The sequence below is a fragment of the Amycolatopsis sp. WAC 04182 genome, assembly GCF_003947465.1.
In the GTDB taxonomy this organism is placed as follows: Bacteria; Actinomycetota; Actinomycetes; order Mycobacteriales; family Pseudonocardiaceae; genus Amycolatopsis.
The window spans coordinates 261,874-279,589 of sequence record NZ_QHJJ01000008.1; the positions used below are offsets into that span (position 1 = coordinate 261,874).

Consider the following 17,716-nt stretch of genomic DNA (forward strand, 5'->3'; position numbering starts at 1 on the left):
TTCGTGTGACATCGAGACTGAGGGGGTCCCGTGTCTGTCGATCTTGTCGTGGTCGGAGTGGGTTACGTCGGGCTGCCGCTGGCCGAAGCCGCTTGTGCGGCAGGGTTGTCGGTCGTCGGGTACGACACGTCGCAGCGGGTCGCGGCCGCTGTGGCGGCGGGTCGTTCGCATGTGCCCGACGTGCCCGCGAGCCGCTTGCGGGCCATGCGGGCGAGTGGTTTCACCGTGACGACCGACCCCGGGGTGCTCGGCACCGCGGAAACGATCGTGCTGTGCGTGTCGACCGGCCTGGACCAGGCGGGCGGGCCGGATCTCGCCGCGGTGCGTGACGCGGCGGAGACGGTGGCCGAGCACCTGCGACCCGGGACGCTGGTGGTGCTCGAGTCGACGAGTTTTCCCGGCACCACCGACGAAATCGTCCGGCCGATCCTGGAGAAGTACGGCCTGACCGCGGGAGAGGACTTCGCGCTCGCGTATTCACCCGAGCGCGTCGACCCGGGCAACCGCCGCTTCGGCATCCGAAACACGCCGAAGGTGATCAGCGGGCATACCCCGTTGTGCGCCAAGTACTGCGCGGCGTTCTACGGGCGTTTCGTCGACACGGTGGTGGTGGCGCGCGGCACCAGGGAAGCGGAGATGGCCAAGCTGCTGGAGAACACCTATCGCTACGTGAACATCGCCCTGGTCAACGAAATCTCCATCTTCTGCGACCGGATCGGCGTCGACGTGTGGGACGTGGTGCACTGCGCCGCGACCAAACCCTTCGGCTTCATGTCCTTCGTGCCGGGCCCGGGGGTCGGCGGGCACTGCATCCCGGTCGATCCCAAGTACCTGCTGGACAAGGCCGAGCGGGAGGGAGCCTCACTCGGCGTCGTGCACGCCGCCCGGCTCGTGGACGACCGGATGCCGGAGCATGTGGTCGACCGGGTGACGCGCCTGCTCGCCGGGCAGGGGAAAACGTTGCGGGGAGCGAAAGTCCTGCTGCTCGGCGTCGCGTACAAGGCCGATGTGCCGGATACCCGCGAGTCCGCCGCCATCCGGATCGCCGTCCGGTTGCGCGCGCTCGGCGCGGATCTGTCCTACCACGATCCGGTGGCCGTCGCCGTACCCGAACTGGGGCCGCCGGTCACCGATCTCGACGCGGTGCTCCCCGCCGCGGACGTCACCGTCCTGCTGGTGGCGCACCGCGCCTACGACCTCAGCCGGCTGACCTCGACGGCCAGGCTGCTGTTCGACGTGACGGGACAGGTTCCCGGAGAGGAGGTCGTCCGGCTTTGACCGTGTCCGCCGGGGCGAGAGCCGGCGGACACGCGCGTACCGCAGATTCTTCCGAGTTCACGCGAAAAGGAGTGTGCACGAATGACCACGGCGGTCAAGAACGACAGGCTCAAGAAGCGTTTCGAGAAGTGGGACGTCAACGGTAACGGCAGGATCGAAAAGTCCGATCTCGAGGCCGAAGCCGGTCGGATCATCAACGCGTTCGGCGAAGACCCGACGTCGCCCCAAGCGCGTGCGGTGAAAGACTCTTTCGTGGCGATGTACGAGTACCTGGCCGGCAAGGCGGGTGCGGGCCCGAACGGCGCGCTGAGTGAGAAGCAGTTCACCGAGGTGATCGAGGCGCAGATCTTCCAGGAGGGCGACTCGGGATTCGACCGGGTGGTCCGCCCGACCATCGCGGCGATCGTGGGCCTGTGCGACACCGACGGTGACGGCGAGGTCAACCAGCAGGAGTTCGCCAAGTGGCTGGCGGCCATCGGCGTCGAGTCCTCGGCCGTGGCCCCCGCGTTCCGGGCGATCGACGTGAACGGCAACGGAAAGCTGACCGTCGACGAACTCGTGCACGCGGTACGCGACTACCATCTCGGCAATTCGGACGTGCCCCTGCTGGGCAAGTAGCGGCGAGCCGGTGAGCGGCCCGGCTCCGGGCCGCTCACCACCTGCCGCGGAACCGCACTTCCAGTTCCGGTTTCAAGCCGAGCTCTTCGCCGGTGACGGGCCGCGTGACGGTGACGAGAATGTTGTAGTGATTGGGAAAATGGCAGCCGTCGAAGCCGAGTACGGTGCCGACGAGTTCGCCGCCGATCCACAGTTCGTCGCCTCGGTCGATCACGCCCGCCCGGTCTATTTCGGCGAAGCCGAGGAAACCGACACGGTCGATCGGCGCTCCGGGCTCCGTGTCCTCGTGGCTGGTCGTGACGAGTTCGTGGATCTCGCCGGCGCGAACGCATCGGCTGGCGAAGGGCTCGAGGCTCATTCCCCGATCGTCACGGTGATGCACCAGCACCTTCACCACCGTCCCGGTGATCTCCCGTTTCGGCCCGTCCTCGCGCATCGTTCTCCTTCCGGTAGCAGTCGTCCACTATGGACAGAGTGGTGAGACCGTTGTCGCGCCAGGCCCCGCCCTTGCGCACGGCTTCCTCGAATTCCCGCAGCAGCCCGTCGTACTCGTGCCGGAGTGATTCCTTGAACGCGGGGAATCCGGCGAGCATGTCGGCGCGCAGGACGGCGCCGTCGGTCAGGGTGACTTCGATGTCCTTGGCTTCGCCGGGGAACGACCAGTCGAGTTCCACGACCGCGTTCTCGAGCACGAGTGTCGCCTGCCTGTCGACGCCCTGCGCGTCGCGCGTGATCCGCACGCTCCGCAACGCCACCGAGCCGAGGAACAGCTGGACGAGATCGAGCGCGTTCGGCCCGTTGTCCGCCACACAACCGCCACCGCAGCGCTCGGTGTCGAGGTACCAGCGATCACCGCCGACGTGTTCTTCGATCCGCTCCAGATAGCGCACCGTCAGCGACGCGATCGGCGCCCTGCCCGCGAGCGCCTCGTGCAGCGCCCGCACGTTGGCGTTGTACCTGCGGTGGAACGCGGTGAACAGGGCGACGTCCCGCCGCGCGGCTCGCGCCACGAGATCCTCGCCGTCCGGGAGTCCGGTGGCGAGCGGCTTCTCCACGCACACCGGGAGGCCGGCGTCCAGCACGTCCCGGCACACGGTGGCGTGGACGTCGTTGGGCGCGGTCACGATCACCGCGTCGAGCCCTCCGGCGGCCAGCATCTCCCGGTGATCCCGGTAGCCGGGCACGCCGATTCCGGCGAGTGCCGCCGGATCGAGATCGCAGACCGCGGCGAGCCCGAAGGCCGGGGACCGTTCCACGGCGGCGAGGTAGAACCGCGAGATGACACCGAGTCCCACGACACCGACCCGGATCATCCGGCCGCCCTTTCCCGCACCGCGTGCAGTTCTTCGTAGACGTCGTCGGGCACCGGCACCCCGTGCGCGCGGAACCGGGCCGCGCGTTCGCCCTCGTGCCAGCCGGGATAGACGACCGGGGCGGCGGCGTCGCGGGCGGGCCAGCCACGGACGGCGGCGAAGAGCGCGGTCGCGTCGGCGGCGAATCCGCCGCGCAGGAGTTCCGGTGCGATCGCCAGCGTCAGTACGCCGATGTCGTCGTCGCGATTCCCGCCGGCGGACAGCGCGCCGAGCGCGGCGCCGGGGACCAGCGCGCCGAGTACTTCGACGAGCAGCCCCAGCCCGAATCCCTTGTAGGCGCCCGTTTCGGGATCGCCGCCCAGCCACAGCAGATGCGCGTCCCCTCGGTCGAACGCGGCCGCGTCCGTCACCGGTGCGCCGTCGTCGGTGGCGAGCCACCCCGCCGGGATCGCCCGGCCTTCCCTGGCCGCGGCCCGCACTCGCCCGGTGGGTACGACGGTGGTGCTCATGTCCAGGACGAACGGGTGCGCGTCACCGGCGGGGCAGGCCAGCGCGAGCGGGTTCGTGCCGAGCATCGTCGCCGTGCCGCCCGGGGGCGGGGCGATGCGCTGCCCGCCACAGTTCGAGGCGACGAGGCCGATCATGCCGTGGGTGACGGCGCGCGCGGCGTGGTGGCCGGCGCAGCCGATATGCGTGGCGCCCCGCAGGGACACCATCCCGATGCCGTGCCGCGAAGCCCTGGCGCACGCCAGTTCCATGGCCTGCGACGCCGACCACAACCCCAGTGTGCGACGGGCGTCGGCGAGGACGCAGGCACCGAGATCGGTCTGGATCACCATGTCCGCCGCGGGATCGGCGCGTCCGTCGTCGAGCAGTGGCAGGTACAGCCGGGTCAGGTTGACCAGTCCGTGTGAGGTCACCCCGGTCAGATCACCGTGGCACAACGCGGCGGCGGCGATCGCCGCCCGGTCCCCGGGAACGCCGCGGTCCACGAAGATCCGGGTGACCAGGGAGAGAAGCTCCGGATAGGGCACCAGCACGGTCATGCTCCTTCGTTCCGGCTGAATCGCACGACGATCTCGCGGACGAGGTCACTGAACCTGTCGAGTTCTTCGACGTCGGCGTACTCCCCGGCGGAGTGCGCGTTGTTGCCGCCCAGGGAACCGGGGCCGAGGACGGCCGTCCGGGTGCCGGGGACATCGGCGAGCCACAGGGCGTCGCAGGTGAAGCCGGGCTCGTCGTCGGGCCAGCGGGGGACCAGCCCGTCCAGCAGCGGGATGTCCCGCGCGGTCAGAGCGGGCAGGCCGCGTTTCAGCCACCGCACCTCGGTGATCGCCGCGGCGTCGGCCGCGGTACGGGCGAAGGCGGGTGTCTCCCGGAATCGGGTGCCGAACTCGGCGATGCCCGACCGCAGGCCGTCTTCCAGCGCCGCGGTCATCTTCGACGCCGCTTCCCGGCTGTCGTAGGGAATGTTGAGCAGAAGCTCTCCGCTGCCGTACACCCTGTTGTGCAGGCGGCCGGTGTGCAGCCCCGCTATGCAGACCCGGCCGTGGTCCGCCAGGTCGAGCGCCAGGTGCTGGGCGAGGAAGCCGAGCAGGACGGTGGCGTTGTGTCCCCGGTGCGGTTCGTCGTCGATCGCGTCGTCCCCGCGCACTCGCACGCACGCGGTCATCGACGCGGAGCAGCGGGGCAGGTAGCGCAGGCCGGTAGGCTCGCAGAAGATGTTCAGTTCGCCGTGGAAGCCGGCCTCGACGAGCGGACGCGTGCCGAACGTGCCCATCGCGCCGCCTTCCTCGCCGGAGACCGCCTGGATGAGCACGCCGGCGTCCCTGCCCACCGCCGGATCCGCCGCGACGGCGGCCCGGACCCCGGCGAGCAGCGCCACCGCGGGCCCCTTGGCGTCGATCGCGCCCCGGCCGGTGAACCTGGCCCCGTCGAAACCCGCCGGTTCGAACGGCGCCACGGTGTCGAGGTGGACGTTGAACATCACGGCGGGAGCGGCCGGGCCGAGCCGGAGCACCAGGCTGGGCTGACCGGCGAGGAAGTCCGGCTCGGCTTTGCGGACCGCGACCGGAACGCCGGGCCGGTCCAGCACCGAAGGATCCGGGCTGCCGAGGTACAGCGTCTCGAAACCGATCCCGGCCGCCGCGTCGGCGTAGGCACGCATCGCGTCCCAGAGGCGGACGTCGCCGGACGTTTCGAGCGGACCGGCCGTCGGCAGGGCGAGCAGCCGTAGAAGCAGTTCCTGGTCCTCGCGGATCACCGGATCAGCCCGGCCATCGCCTGGCCCGCGGTGACGAACGTGGCCGCCGCGTCCCTCGCGAGCACACCCGGCTCGTGGGGTTTGATCGCGAGATGCGGTTCCAGCGACCAGGCGCCGCTGTATCCGTTGGCCTGTAACAGCTTCACGCAGTCCGCCACACGTGCGGCACCCTCGCCGGGGAGGGTGAAGCCGCGCTCGTCCGCGTCCTTGACGTGCACGTGCTCGACATGGCCGGCGATGTCGGAGAGCAGGTCGAATCCGTCGTATCCGTGGGCCACGCCGTTCCCGGTGTCGAACAACAGCTTCAGCGCCGGGCTCCCGACCTCGTCCAGCAGATCGAGCATCCGCTCGGCGTTCGTGCCCGCCCAGCCCGAGCAGTTCTCGTGCAGCAGTGTCACGCCGTGGCGTTCGGCTTGTTCGGTGAGAACGGTGATCCTCGCGATGGCCTGGCGACGCCAGTCGTGCGCGCTCAGGCCATCGTTGGGATACGACATGATCCGGACGTAGCGGGTGCCGATCGACCGGGCGCGCCTGGCGAGGACGTCCAGCTCCGTGAGATCGTGCCGGAGATCGGTGGTGATCGGCCTGGCCCAGCCACCGATCCGGGACGCCAGGCAGACCACCTTCATCGACTTGTCCGCCAGCGTCGTCGCGATCTCGTCGAACCGCTCGTCGGAGAGGTCGGCGACGGGGATCCGGTCGAGGGTGCGCAGTTCGATCGTCCGCCAGCCCAGTGCGTCGAGCACCGCGATCTGGCCGCCGAGGTCGTCGGCCGCCTCATCGGTGAGGCCGGCGAACACCGGGTCAGTCGGCATGGGCCGCCACCGCGTCGGGCTCGGGGCGGGAGACCGGTTCCGCGCAGATGTTCTTGGCCACCGACAGCAGTTGCACCACCTCGGTGGCGAAGGTGAATCCCTGTGTCTGTTCCCCGTGCACCTGGAACTTCCGGTAGGCCTCGAACATCCACTCGGTCATCGCGTCGTCGCGCAGCACGACATGCTCGGACCGGCCGTTCGACCGCAGGGTCAGCTGCGAGTGGTGGTCGTCGCCGCTCACCGCGAAATGCCCGACCGCGGTGCCCGTTTCGAACTCGACGGTGACCCGCCGCTCCCGTACCGGTGAGGTCAGGTCCGAACGGATCTCCGTGTGGATACCCGAATTGTGCCGGAGACCGACGTTGGCCCCGCCCATCCGGGGGCCGACGTTCCCCTCGACCTCGAGATCGGTCCCGGACGCGTGGGTGACCCGTGCGGCGCCCGCGAGCCGCAGCGCGAGCGCGACCCCGTGCGGCAGTTCGACGTCGAAGGCGGTCGGATGCCCCGGCATCACGAGCGAGCGGCGGAACCGCGGTTTGTTCTGCACGATTTCGATGGACTGCGGAGCGCCGAAACGGTCGCTGCGGATGAGTCCGACCAACCGGGCGGTGAGCGTGCTGGCGAGCCAGGGCTCGACGACCTCGACATGCAGTTTGTACTTACGGCGCAGGCGGATGATCCGGGCGAGGTCGTCGATGTCCGCGGCGAGCGGCTTCTCCACGATCACCTTGCGGAAGCCCAGCGTGGCCAGTTCGGAGAGCACGGCGAGGCGTTCGGTCGGGGGTGTGCAGACGTGCACGACGGTCTCGGCCGGGTCGAGCCCGGCGGCCGCGGCTTCGATGGTCGGCGCGACCGTGAGGCCCGCCCGCGAGGCGACGTTCGTCCGCGGTTCGCACGCGGTGACGGGAGCGTCGTCGAAGAGCCGGGGTGTCCGAGTACGGAGTTTGGCCAAGACCGGCAGATGCAGACCCGCACCGGCCCGGCCGAGTCCCACAATGAGTGAACGCACTGGTGAGCCTGCTCCTCAGAGTTTCCCATTCCGAAATCCATCGCAAAACTGACATCCGCGATGATCAAGTGTCAATACTTGGCGCTTGATTTGACCAGGAAGTGCGAACCTGCCGAGTGGCCGGTTTTCCTGACCTACGCTCGGGATCGGGTTCCAACGCCACCGGAGGTGGGTACGCTGTCGGTGTCTTTTTTCAACCAATCGAGCACATTCGAGCGAACGTGGCCCAGTACGAGGCGACATATTCTCGAAGTGATCGAGAATGGCAAGTATTCGCACGGTCGCAAGGTGGCCGAGCTGGAAGCCGCGCTGGCCGGTTACTGCGGCGCGAAGTTTGTCATCGGGGTCAACAGCGGAACGGACGCGTTGGTCCTGCTGTTGCGGGCGGCGGGACTGCGGCCAGGTGATGAAGTGGTCGTCCCGGCCTTCTCCTTTGGGGCGTCAGCGACGTCGGTCGTGCTCGCGGGCGGCCGTCCGGTCTTCGCCGACATCGAGCCGGACGGGTACGGCATCGACCCCGTCGCGGTGGCGGACGCCGCGGGGGAGCGCACCCGGTTCGTCATGCCGACGCATCTGTTCTCGCACCTCGCGGACATCGACGGCGTCCTCGAGGTGGCTCAGCGGCTCGGGCTCACCGTGGTGGAGGACAGCGCCGAGGCCATCGGCATGCGCCGTCGCGGCAAGCACGCCGGGCTTTTCGGCGCGGGCGGCGTGCTGTCGTTCTTCCCGACGAAGACGCTCGGCGCGATCGGTGACGCGGGCGCGGTCCTCACCGACGACCGTCGGATCGCCGAGACCGTCGACGCGCTCCGCCACCACGGCCGGTTCGGCGGCACGATCGCCGATTTCCCCGCCATCTCCACGGCGACCGGCCTGCCCGGCGTGAACAGCAAGATGGACGACATCCAGGCCGCCGTCCTCCTCGCGAAGCTCACCACCCTGGACGTGGACATCGCGCGCCGCGCGGAACTGGCCGCCCGGTACACGGCGGCGCTCGCGGACGTCGCGGGGGTGCGCAAGCTGCCGTCGGCGCGGCCGGACAGCGTGTTCTACGTCTACGTGGTGGAGGTCGACTCGCGCGACGACTTGGCGGCGCATCTGTCGGCGGACGGTGTGCAGACCGAGGTCTACTACCCGGCGCCACTGCCTCTGCAACCCTGCTTCGCCGGGCTCGGTCATCGGAAGGGCGAGTTCCCGAACGCCGAGAACGCCTGCCGTCACACGCTCGCGCTCCCGCTGTATCCGGACATGTCCACCGGGGACTGTGACCGCGTCTGCGACTCGATCCGCGCGTTCTACCGCGGGCGGCGTGGATGACACTGCCGTTCTTCCCCGACGATCTCTTCGACGAAGACCGTGCCGAACTGCTGGACATCGTCCGCCGTGTCGGCCTGGCGCCGGAGCAGAAATTCATCCTCGGCGACCATACGGCCCGCTTCGAAGCGGCGATCCGTGACTCGGTCGGCGCGGCGGACGCGATCGCTTGCGGCAGCGGAACTTCGGCGCTGACGCTGGTGCTGCGCGCGATGGACGTCGGCGACGGCGACGAGGTGATCGTGCCCGCGTTCGGCTGCGCCCCGCTCGCGGCCGCGCCCGCCTTGCTCGGCGCGACGCCGGTGTTCGCCGACATCGACCCGTGGTCCATGGTCGTCGATCCCGAAGCGGTCGCCCGGCTGGTCACCGCGCGGACCAAGGTGATCATGCCGGCGCATATGTTCTCGGTGATGGCGGACATGCCCGCCTTGCGCCGGATCGCGACCGAGGCGGGTGTCCGGCTGCTGGAGGATTCCGCGGTCGCGCAAGGAGGAACCCTCTCGGGCACGCCCGCCGGGCGATGGGGCGACGCGGGCGTGTACTCGTTCGTCCAGGTGAAGACGTTCGGTATGCCGGGTGAGGGCGGCATGGTCGTGACCGACGATCCGGAGCTCGCTTCGGCGGTGCGGATGCTGCGCAATCACGGCCAGGACGGCAAGAACCGGTTCTTGTACCACCGCGTCGGCTACAACAGCCGGTTCGACGAGATCATGGCCGCGTTCCAGCTGTACCGGTTCCCGGGCCTGCCAGGGCGGCTCGCGCGCCGGGCACGGATCGGGGAGTACTACACCGAGCGTTTCGCCGATCTGGCGGGCTGCGGGGTGCTGGCGCCGCCTCCGGCGAAGGACGGACGGTGCTACTACGTCTATTCGCTGCTCGCCGAACGCAGGGACGAACTCCGCGCTCACCTGGCGGCCCGGGGGATCGGCTCGCACGTCTACTACCCGGCACCGCTGCCACGGCAACCCGCGTTCGCACGGTACACCCGCCCGGAGGACACCTGGCCGTCGGCGGACCTCGCCGCGCGGCGCACGCTCGCCATCCCCATCTACCCCCATCTGACGGACGAGCAGGTGGAACGCATCGCGGACGCGGTGTGCGAGTTCGCGAAGGAGTCGTGATGCAGCAGATCACCCGGACGCCCGCACCGAGCGAGGTCGCCGACGAGTGGCACAGGCGTGCCGAACGCGCCGGGCTGTCCCGCGTCATGCGCGCCTCCCAGCCCGCAGAACTCGCGGCCGAGACGACTGCTCGCACCATCCGGATCGTCACCGATTTCCTGCGCTCCCTGGGCGATGTCGGGGCCGCGCTGGAAATCGGCTGCGGGATGGGCAGGCTCACCCCGTCGATCGCGGCGCGGGCCTGCGCGGTGACGGCGATCGACATGACCCCGCGCATGCTCGCGCTGGCGAGGGAGAACTGCGCACATCTGTCCACTGTGGACTTCGTGCGCACGACGGTCCAGCGGCTGCCGTGGCAGGACAAGCGGTTCGACGTCGCCGTCTGTGTCTGGGTGCTGATGCACGTACTGGACGACGACGAGATCGCCGAGGCGTGCCGGGCGATCGCCGCAGCGGCCCGGCACCTCGTGCTCGTGGAGTACGAGGAGGCGGACATCCCCGTCGGCAGGTTCTCGCGGTTGCGGACCGTCGAGGAGTACCTGGATCTCCTCCCTGGCGCCCGGCTGGTCGAACGACGCGACCTGCATTACGGCGGTGACCGGTCCTTCGCCGCGTTGATCGCGTTGGACGGGCGATGACGGCCACACTGGCCGCGACTCGCGGCAAGGCGTATTTCCGGCTCGCGAAGCTCGACATCGTCGACTACTACCTCGGCGTGGTCGTGGTGTGGACGCTGCTCGCCCCGGCGGCGAGGTTCGACACCGGGGTCCTGGCGTCGGTCGGCGTGTTCCTGCTCGGCGAGGTGTTCGTGATCGCGGCGATGGTCGCGCTCGACGATCTCACGGGCTACCGGGACGGCAGCGACATCACGAACTATTCACCGGACGATCCCCAGCGCAAGCGGTACCGCAAACCGCTGGTGGCGGGCACGCTCGACGAGGGCCAGGTGCTGCGGTTCGCGTGGGCGACGGCCGTCGTCGGCGCCGCGCTGTGGCTGACGGCCATCGCGATCGCGCCGCACCGTCCTGTGTGGACTGTCGTGCTGATCGTGGTCACCTATTTCTTCTCACTGCAGTACTCCTGGGGCGTGAAGCTCAGCTACCACGGCTTCCAGGAGTTCTTCATCGCGGCGCTCGGCTGGGCACTGGTGCTGGCGCCGTACGGCCTCGCGTCCGGCGAGTTCACCGGTTTCGCGCTCGCTCAGGCGTTGCTCTTCGGGCTGGGGCCGCTGCTGTTCGGCGTGTACTCCAACACCAACGACGTCGACGGTGACCGGCGGGTCGGCAGGCCGACGGTCGCGGCGCTGACCTCTCCACGGGGCAACATGTACTTCGTGATCGCCGTGTCGGCGGCGGAGTTCGCCCTGATCTTCGCCGTGCCCGCGCTCGGTGGCCCGTGGTGGTTCCCCCTCGCGTTGCTCCCGACCCTCGTGGCGCGGATCCGGCAGCTCTGGCTCGGGTTCGCGCTGGGCGACATCATGCGGGCCCGGATGCTCGGCATCCACATCCACCGGATCACCGTGCTGAGCCTGGTCGTGGTCAACCTGGTGGTGATCGCGTGACCGATGTCGAGGTGGCGGTGGTCGGCGCCGGCGTCGCCGGGCTCACCACCGCCTACCAGCTCGCCAAGTCAGGGCACGAAGTACGGGTGTTCGAAGCGGCCGACGTGGTCGGCGGCCGGATGACGACACTGCGCGAAGACTGCTTCCTGATCGACACCTGTGCCGAACAGATGGCCGAGCAGGGCTATCGCGAGACCTGGCGGCTGCTGGCGGAGCTGGGCATCGACGCCGCCGACGCTCCCCGGATCGGCCGGGGCATCGCGATGTGGCGAGGCGGGCCCAGGCCCGGAGTCGCGGAGACCAGGGGACTGCTCACCGGAGCGGGGTTGTCCCTCCGGGCGCGGCTGGCCGGGATGCGGGCGATGCGGGGCGAGTTCGACACCGAACGGCCGGAGGCCTCCCGGCTGGGCTTGCGCACCGTCGCCGATTTCGCCGCGCCACACCATTCGGACCTGCTCGATTACCTGCTGCAGCCGGTCGTCTCCGGGTTCTTCGGCTGGGATCCGGCGCGTTCGGCGGCCGCGCCCCTGCTCGCCCTGCTCACGTCGGTCGGCCCGCCGCCGACGTGGCGGGCGTACCGCGACGGCATGGACACCTTCGCCCGCGCCCTGGCCGAGAAGGTCGACGTCAGCACGGGCTTTCGTGTCGATCAGATCGTCGACGACGGTTCCGTGGCGCGGATCATCGGCGGTACGCGTGAAATCAGCGCGAAAGCCGTGGTGCTGGCGGTGCCCGCCCCCGTCGCGGCCGAGCTGCACCCCCGACACGGATCCGCTTTCCTCGCCGCCTGCGCGTTCACGCCGGTGGTCAAGGCGCATCTGCTGCTCGATCGTCCGCTCGGCGGTCCCGACTACGCCCTGATCGTGCCGACGGCGGAGAACGGCACGGTGGCCACGATCATCTTCGACCATCTGAAGCATCCTGGCCGCGCACCCGCGGGCCGCGGCCTGGTCACGGTCATGGCCCATCCGGACGTGGTACCGGAGCTGCTGACCGCCGCCGACGAGGACGTGGCGACCCGTTTGACCGACGCGGCCGAGCGCCTCGTTCCCGGTCTGCGGGCGGCGACCCGCCGCGCCCTGGTCCGGCGGGTGCGGCACGCGGCCCCCGAGGCGACGCCGCGCGCGCTCGCCTTGCGTGCTTCCTTCGAGGCCGGCCTCGGCCGGGGCGTCGTCGATTACGCGGGCGACTGGGTGTTCCTGAGCCCGTGCAGCGAAGCGGCCGTCCGCTCCGGCGTGCGGGCCGCGCGGCGCTTGACCGACCGGATCGCGTGTCCCGTGAAGGAGGAAAGTGCCGGATGAAACCGCACGACATGGGAACGTTGTTCGACGAATGCGCCCACACGCGGACGAAGGTGCGCCTCGACCGTCCCTTCGACATCGCGCCCGAGCGCGGAACCGTCTACTCGGTCGCAGGGTTGGCAGAGCTGGTGCGGGACGCGGCGGGATGGCTCTCCGAAGCCGGCGTGCGGCCGGGGGACCGGGTCGCCATCGTCAAGCGGAACCACTGGGACTACGACCTGCTGGCGTGTGCCGCGGTACGGATCGGGGCGGTCGCGGCGAAGCTGTCCGGGCATCTGCCGGACGACACGCTGGAACTGCTGCTGAAACGGCTGGACGCCGCCGTGGTGGTCACCGATCGGCCGTCCCCGCGCGGAGATCGGGTCTTGTCCATCGACGGTTTCGCCGCCGCCTCGCCGCCGGAGCCGCACCGGAGGCACGCCGACGAACCGCTGCTCATCTGTCATACGTCGGGGACGACCGGGACACCGAAACTGGTGGTCCACACGACGCGGACGATCATCGACCGGCTGGCCCGCCCGGAGGCGATCCGCTGGCCCGTCCTCGGCGTCCGGCGCGACGACGTGCTGGGCAACGCTAGCGCCTACGCGCACGGCCGGACCTTCTGCTGGACGGCGTCGGCGCTGTGCCTCGCTCCACGGGAAATCGTGGTCCTGAGCGAGCCCGCTTCGGCGGAGCGGGTGTTCGGACGGCATCAGCCGACCGTCGTCGAGGCACTTCCGTCGACGTTCGTGCGCTGGCGGCCACTCGCGCACTCGCCGGAGAACCCGTTCCGCCGGGTCCGCCGGTTCGTCAGCACCTACGACGCCGTGCACCCGCCGGTGATCAGGACCATGCTGAACGCCTCCGGCCGCAAACGTCCACTGTGGATGGAAGGGTGGGGTCAATCGGAGACCGGCCCTCTCTCGTTCCGGTTCTTCACCAGGCGTTCCGTGCGCGCGACGCGGGACATCGGCAGGCCGCTGCCCGGCCTGGCGAAGCTGCGGGTCGTCGACCCGGAGACCGCCGAACCGGTCCCTCCGGGCACTCCGGGACTCCTCATGGCCCGCACTCGCGCTCGCTGTGTCGCCTACGTGGGCGAGCAGGACCGCTGGGAGGACAAAGCGCACGGACCGTGGTGGAACACCGGCGATCTCGGCGTGGTGAGCCGGACCGGCGCGGTGACGTTGCTGGACCGGGAGGTCGACAGCGTCCCCGGGTTGAGCTGTCTCTCGGTGGAGGACGCGATCGAGGACCGTCTTCCGGCCATCGCCGAATGCGTCGTGCTCTCCGCGGCGGGGCGGGCACCGATCCCGGTCGTCGTGACCGACACCGGACTGGATCCGGCGCGGTGGCGGGCCGCCGTGGCCGATCTGCCGCCGATGGGCGAGCCGGTGACGCTCGCGTGGGACGAGGTACCACGCACCGGCACCGGAAAGGTGCGGCGGCTGGAGTTGCTGGAGCGGCTGACCGGGACGGCCGCCACGAACGGATCGGGAAGGTGGACGTGACCACGGCCTACGTTTTCGACAACCACAGTGACCACGCGACCGAACAGCATCGCTGTCTCTCCGAGGCGTACGACCCGGTCACCTTCGCGCAGCTGGAGCGGACCGGTGTCGGAGAGGGCTGGTCTTGCCTCGAAGTCGGCGCGGGCGGCAGCGGGGTCGCGCGGTGGCTCGCCGCCAGAGTGGCGCCGACCGGGTCGGTGCTGGCGACCGACATCAAACCCGACCATATCGAGCCGGAGCCGGGGCTGACCGTCGTCCGGCACGACGTCGTCCACGATCCGTTGCCGCGTGGCGAGTTCGACCTCGTCCACGCCCGGCTGGTCCTGCAGCACCTGCCGGAGCGGGAAGCCGTCCTCCTCAAGCTGGCTCAGGCGTTGAAGCCGGGTGGCTGGATGCAGATCGACGAGTTCGACATCTCCTACGGTCCGGTGCTGCTCGCACCCGACGGCCGTGCGGCGAGTGTCTACGAGAAGTTCCTGGCGGCCAAGGAAAAGACGTTCAAGATCGCGGGCGGGGACGGGACATGGGGCCGCCGGGTCGCCGCGTCGATGGCAGGCGCGGGTCTCGTCGACGTCGATCCGGTGCCCCTGATCTTCCCGTGGCGGGCGGGCTCGCCCGGCCTGCGGCTCCTGATCCACCACACCCATCACCTGCGGGACCGGTTGATCGCCGCGGGGATGACCGACGGCGAACTCGCCGAGGTGCGTTCGGTCATGGCGGATCCGGGGTTCCGGGCCTCGTCGTGCGTGCTGTACTCCGTGCGGGGGAGGCGTCCCGCATGATCACCGAGATCGACGCCGTGACCGTCGCGGGTCCGGTCGGCCTCCCGCTGGCCGGTGAGCTCGACGTGCAGGCCGCCTGCGGGATCATGCACGTCCACGGCCGGCGCTTCGGGAGACCGACCCCGCTCGGTCTCGACTACGCGTCCATCCTCGCGGCCGAACTCGCCGAGCTGGGCGGCGTCGCGCTGGGGCTCGCTCGTGACCGGGGTATCCCGCTGCGGGGCGTGTCCACTTCGCTGGCACAGGCGGCTTTGCTGGCGATCTCCCAGTATCTGGCGGCGGCGACGGCCGAAGACGACCATGCCGAGGACTTCCACCCCGGTGGGCCGCCGTTCCGCTCGTCCGACGGTGTCGCCTACGAGATCGAGACACTCGATCCGGCGGTGTGGCAACGGTTCTGGCGGGCACTCGGGGTCGACGACGGGGCGATCTCGAGCGGCTGGCGGCCGTTCCTGCACCGGTTCGCGACGGCGACCTGCCCGCTGCCGCCGTCGCTGCCGAAAGCTCTTGCCGCACAGCCGATCGAGACGGTGGAGCGGGCCGCGGTCCGGACGGGAATGACGCTGGTGCGGGTAGCCGAGCGGATGATCGACGGGCCTCCCCCGTTCGTCGTGAGCGGCCTGGGGCGCGGACACCGCCCGGCCAGGCCGGTGGTACCGCTTCCGTTGTCCGGCTTGGTGGTCCTCGAATCGTGCCGCCGGGTGCAGGGCCCGCTGGCCGGCCACCTGCTGCGGCTGCTCGGCGCTACGGTGCTCCGGATCGAGCCGCCGGGTGGCGATCCGCTGCGGTGGGTGCCGCCGATCGCCGGTGACGCGTCGGCCAGGTTCCGTGCGCTCAACGACGGCAAGGAGGTCATCGAGATCGACCTGAGCACAAGGAGCGGCAGGAGCCATTTGCTCGAACTCGCCGTCGGCGCCGATGTCTTCCTGCACAACTGGGCGCCCGGAAAGGCGGCCCAGTGGTCGTTGAGCGCACTCGATCTGGCGCGCGCCCGGCCGGGGATCCTGTACGCGCACGCGTCGGGATGGGGTGCCGAGCTGGGGCCGGAACCGCCGGTGGGCACGGATTTCGTCGTGCAGGCCTACGCGGGGGTTTCGCCGTCGCTGATGACGATCGTCGACGTGTTCGGCGGGGTCGTCTGCGCGCACGGCATCGTGACGGCCTTGGCACGCGGGGCCACGCGGGCCGACTCGTCGCTCCTGTCCGCGGCGAGCAGGCTCAACGCGGGCGCCCGGTGGCGCTGTGACCGTCCGCTGACCGTGCCGGTGTGTGACGACCTCGCCGCGCTCGCGGCGGATCCCCGGTTTTCCCGCGCGCTGATCCGCGACGACTGCGTACTGGTCGCGTCGCCGTGGGAATTCACGTCATGACCTGGGTGTCCGCGACCGGGGTGGTGCTGCGCGACCTCGTGCCCGCGGCCCTCCGCCGCGAATGGGTCCGATGTGGACACTGCCCCGACAGGGACCTGTACTCGCTCTTCGGCGACCGGGTGCGCGAACATCCGCTTCGCACGGCGGTGATCGACGACGAGGGGGCGCTCGATTACGCGCACTTGGACGTCGCGGTACGAGAGCTGGCCGCCCGATTGGCGGCCGCCGGATGCGGCTCGACCGACATCGTCGGGGTGCGGGAACCGACCGGACGGGCAGCGGTGGTCGCGGAACTGGCCGTACTCGCGATCGGCGCCGTGGTGCTGCCGTTACCGCCGGGCTCGGACGACCTTCTCGACCGCGCTCGCGTGCGGTTCGTCGTCGGGAACGGGCAGGTCGAGGGCGAACCTCGCCGCGCGGCTCGCGTCGTCCGCCCGCATCCGGAAGCCCCGGCGCGGATACTGGTGTCGTCCGGCTCGGAGTCGGCGCCGAAGATGATCGCCTACTCGCACAACGCCTTCGCCGGCGGACGGGCGAACTACCTCCGCGCCGTCCATGGCACGACGGAGGTTCCCCGCGACCTCGTCCTGGTCTCGCCGACGTCGGGATTCGGCTCGTTCGGGGTGCCGGTGACACTGTGCCGTCTCGGTGGCACGCTGCTCTTGACGCGCCGGTTCGAGGCCGGCGCGGCGCTGCGACTGATCACCGAGCACCGCCCGACCCACGTGTTCGCCGTACCCGCGATGTGGCGGCGCATGGTCGACCATCCCACGACCGTGGACACCGCCGGGCTCGCGGCCATCGTGTCGAGCGGAGACATGCTGCCCCCTTCGACACTGGCCGCGTGCCGGGAGCGGTTCGGCGTCGAGATGATCGACATCTACGGCTCGTCCGACGGCGTCAACTGTCATACGACCGAACCGGAGAACGGTGTCGGCGTACCGGATCCCGCGGTGTGCGAGATCCGGATCGCCGACGGGGAAATCCACGCACGGGGCCCGATGACGCCGCTGTGCCACGTCGCCGCGCCGGAACTGGACGCCGCGTACCGGCCTGACGGTGGCTGGGTGCGGACCGGCGACAACGGCCGTTTCGACGAGCACGGCAGGCTCCACGTCACCGGCAGGAGCAAACGCGTGGTGATCCGCGGCGGGTACACGATCAGCCCGGCGGAGGTGGAGCGCACGCTCGGCGAGCATCCCGCGATCAGGGAGGTCGCCTGTGTCGCGGTACCGGACACCGAACTGGGAGAACGGCTCTGCGCCTGCGTGGCGGCCAGGAACGGCCACACGCCGACGCTGCCCGAACTCACGGCGTTCCTCACCGGCCGAGGCCTCGCCGTGCGCAAGCTGCCGGAGTTCCTGGTCACCCTTCCCGAGCTTCCGCTGGGCCGCACCGGCAAGACCTGCCACCGCACGCTGGCCGCTCTCGCGGCCGGTTTGTACCGGAGTGTGTGAACCTGGCCGGTTACGAGGACTCGT

At 70.2% G+C, this 17,716-nt stretch carries 17 protein-coding genes; 11 read left to right on the plus strand and 6 right to left on the minus strand.

What is annotated here, in order from left to right; translation table 11 throughout:
* Positions 1-30: 30 nt before the first annotated feature.
* Together DMH01_RS36090 and DMH01_RS36095 are read left to right on the plus strand one after the other, a co-directional pair.
* Positions 31-1,278: a nucleotide sugar dehydrogenase gene (locus tag DMH01_RS36090; protein WP_125682873.1), complete on the plus strand. Its 1,248-nt coding sequence runs from the start codon at positions 31-33 to the stop codon at positions 1,276-1,278.
* A gap of 81 nt (positions 1,279-1,359) precedes the next feature.
* A complete protein-coding gene (locus DMH01_RS36095; protein ID WP_125682875.1) occupies positions 1,360-1,896 on the plus strand; it encodes an EF-hand domain-containing protein in 537 nt (178 codons plus the stop codon).
* 34 nt (positions 1,897-1,930) lie between these two features.
* On the opposite strand, the gene DMH01_RS36100 is transcribed toward DMH01_RS36095, so the two are convergent.
* Genes DMH01_RS36100 through DMH01_RS36125 form a run of 6 tightly spaced genes read right to left on the minus strand, consistent with a single transcriptional unit; the run spans position 1,931 to position 7,296 of the window.
* Entirely contained in the window at positions 1,931-2,332 is a 402-nt protein-coding gene (locus DMH01_RS36100; protein ID WP_125682877.1) for a hypothetical protein, read from the minus strand.
* Positions 2,265-3,209: a Gfo/Idh/MocA family protein gene (locus tag DMH01_RS36105; RefSeq protein ID WP_125682878.1), complete on the minus strand. Its 945-nt coding sequence runs from the start codon at positions 3,207-3,209 to the stop codon at positions 2,265-2,267. Before DMH01_RS36105 ends, DMH01_RS36100 begins: the two co-directional genes overlap by 68 nt.
* Positions 3,206-4,255, minus strand: a complete 1,050-nt coding sequence (locus DMH01_RS36110; protein WP_125682881.1) for an Ldh family oxidoreductase — start codon at positions 4,253-4,255, stop codon at positions 3,206-3,208. The genes DMH01_RS36105 and DMH01_RS36110 overlap by 4 nt, the downstream gene beginning before the upstream one ends.
* Positions 4,252-5,472, minus strand: coding sequence for a M20/M25/M40 family metallo-hydrolase (locus tag DMH01_RS36115; RefSeq protein WP_125682883.1), 1,221 nt, complete (start codon positions 5,470-5,472; stop codon positions 4,252-4,254). The genes DMH01_RS36110 and DMH01_RS36115 overlap by 4 nt, the downstream gene beginning before the upstream one ends.
* A complete protein-coding gene (locus tag DMH01_RS36120; RefSeq protein ID WP_125682885.1) occupies positions 5,469-6,287 on the minus strand; it encodes a sugar phosphate isomerase/epimerase in 819 nt (272 codons plus the stop codon). The genes DMH01_RS36115 and DMH01_RS36120 overlap by 4 nt, the downstream gene beginning before the upstream one ends.
* Positions 6,277-7,296: a Gfo/Idh/MocA family oxidoreductase gene (locus DMH01_RS36125; RefSeq protein ID WP_125682887.1), complete on the minus strand. Its 1,020-nt coding sequence runs from the start codon at positions 7,294-7,296 to the stop codon at positions 6,277-6,279. Before DMH01_RS36125 ends, DMH01_RS36120 begins: the two co-directional genes overlap by 11 nt.
* Positions 7,297-7,548: 252 nt before the next feature.
* On the opposite strand from DMH01_RS36125, the gene DMH01_RS36130 reads away from it, so the two are divergent.
* From DMH01_RS36130 to DMH01_RS36170, 9 genes are read left to right on the plus strand one after another with little or no spacing between them, the layout of a single operon-like run.
* Entirely contained in the window at positions 7,549-8,613 is a 1,065-nt protein-coding gene (locus DMH01_RS36130) for a DegT/DnrJ/EryC1/StrS family aminotransferase (protein WP_233621808.1), read from the plus strand.
* On the plus strand, positions 8,610-9,731 hold the full coding sequence (locus DMH01_RS36135; RefSeq protein ID WP_125682891.1) for a DegT/DnrJ/EryC1/StrS aminotransferase family protein: 1,122 nt from the start codon (positions 8,610-8,612) through the stop codon (positions 9,729-9,731). The genes DMH01_RS36130 and DMH01_RS36135 overlap by 4 nt, the downstream gene beginning before the upstream one ends.
* Positions 9,731-10,369 (plus strand): bifunctional 2-polyprenyl-6-hydroxyphenol methylase/3-demethylubiquinol 3-O-methyltransferase UbiG, encoded by a 639-nt coding sequence (locus DMH01_RS36140; protein ID WP_125682893.1) that lies wholly within the window; start codon positions 9,731-9,733, stop codon positions 10,367-10,369. The genes DMH01_RS36135 and DMH01_RS36140 overlap by 1 nt, the downstream gene beginning before the upstream one ends.
* Positions 10,366-11,292 (plus strand): UbiA family prenyltransferase, encoded by a 927-nt coding sequence (locus DMH01_RS36145; RefSeq protein ID WP_125682895.1) that lies wholly within the window; start codon positions 10,366-10,368, stop codon positions 11,290-11,292. The genes DMH01_RS36140 and DMH01_RS36145 overlap by 4 nt, the downstream gene beginning before the upstream one ends.
* On the plus strand, positions 11,289-12,593 hold the full coding sequence (locus DMH01_RS36150) for an NAD(P)/FAD-dependent oxidoreductase (RefSeq protein WP_125682896.1): 1,305 nt from the start codon (positions 11,289-11,291) through the stop codon (positions 12,591-12,593). Before DMH01_RS36145 ends, DMH01_RS36150 begins: the two co-directional genes overlap by 4 nt.
* Positions 12,590-14,083, plus strand: coding sequence for a class I adenylate-forming enzyme family protein (locus tag DMH01_RS36155; RefSeq protein ID WP_233621809.1), 1,494 nt, complete (start codon positions 12,590-12,592; stop codon positions 14,081-14,083). The genes DMH01_RS36150 and DMH01_RS36155 overlap by 4 nt, the downstream gene beginning before the upstream one ends.
* Positions 14,074-14,865, plus strand: a complete 792-nt coding sequence (locus DMH01_RS36160) for a class I SAM-dependent methyltransferase (protein ID WP_125682898.1) — start codon at positions 14,074-14,076, stop codon at positions 14,863-14,865. The genes DMH01_RS36155 and DMH01_RS36160 overlap by 10 nt, the downstream gene beginning before the upstream one ends.
* The gene (locus DMH01_RS36165; protein ID WP_125682900.1) at positions 14,862-16,235 is read left to right on the plus strand and encodes a CoA transferase; all 1,374 of its coding nucleotides are present in this window, start codon (positions 14,862-14,864) and stop codon (positions 16,233-16,235) included. The genes DMH01_RS36160 and DMH01_RS36165 overlap by 4 nt, the downstream gene beginning before the upstream one ends.
* A complete protein-coding gene (locus tag DMH01_RS36170) occupies positions 16,232-17,692 on the plus strand; it encodes a class I adenylate-forming enzyme family protein (protein WP_125682902.1) in 1,461 nt (486 codons plus the stop codon). Before DMH01_RS36165 ends, DMH01_RS36170 begins: the two co-directional genes overlap by 4 nt.
* Positions 17,693-17,716: the final 24 nt, after the last annotated feature.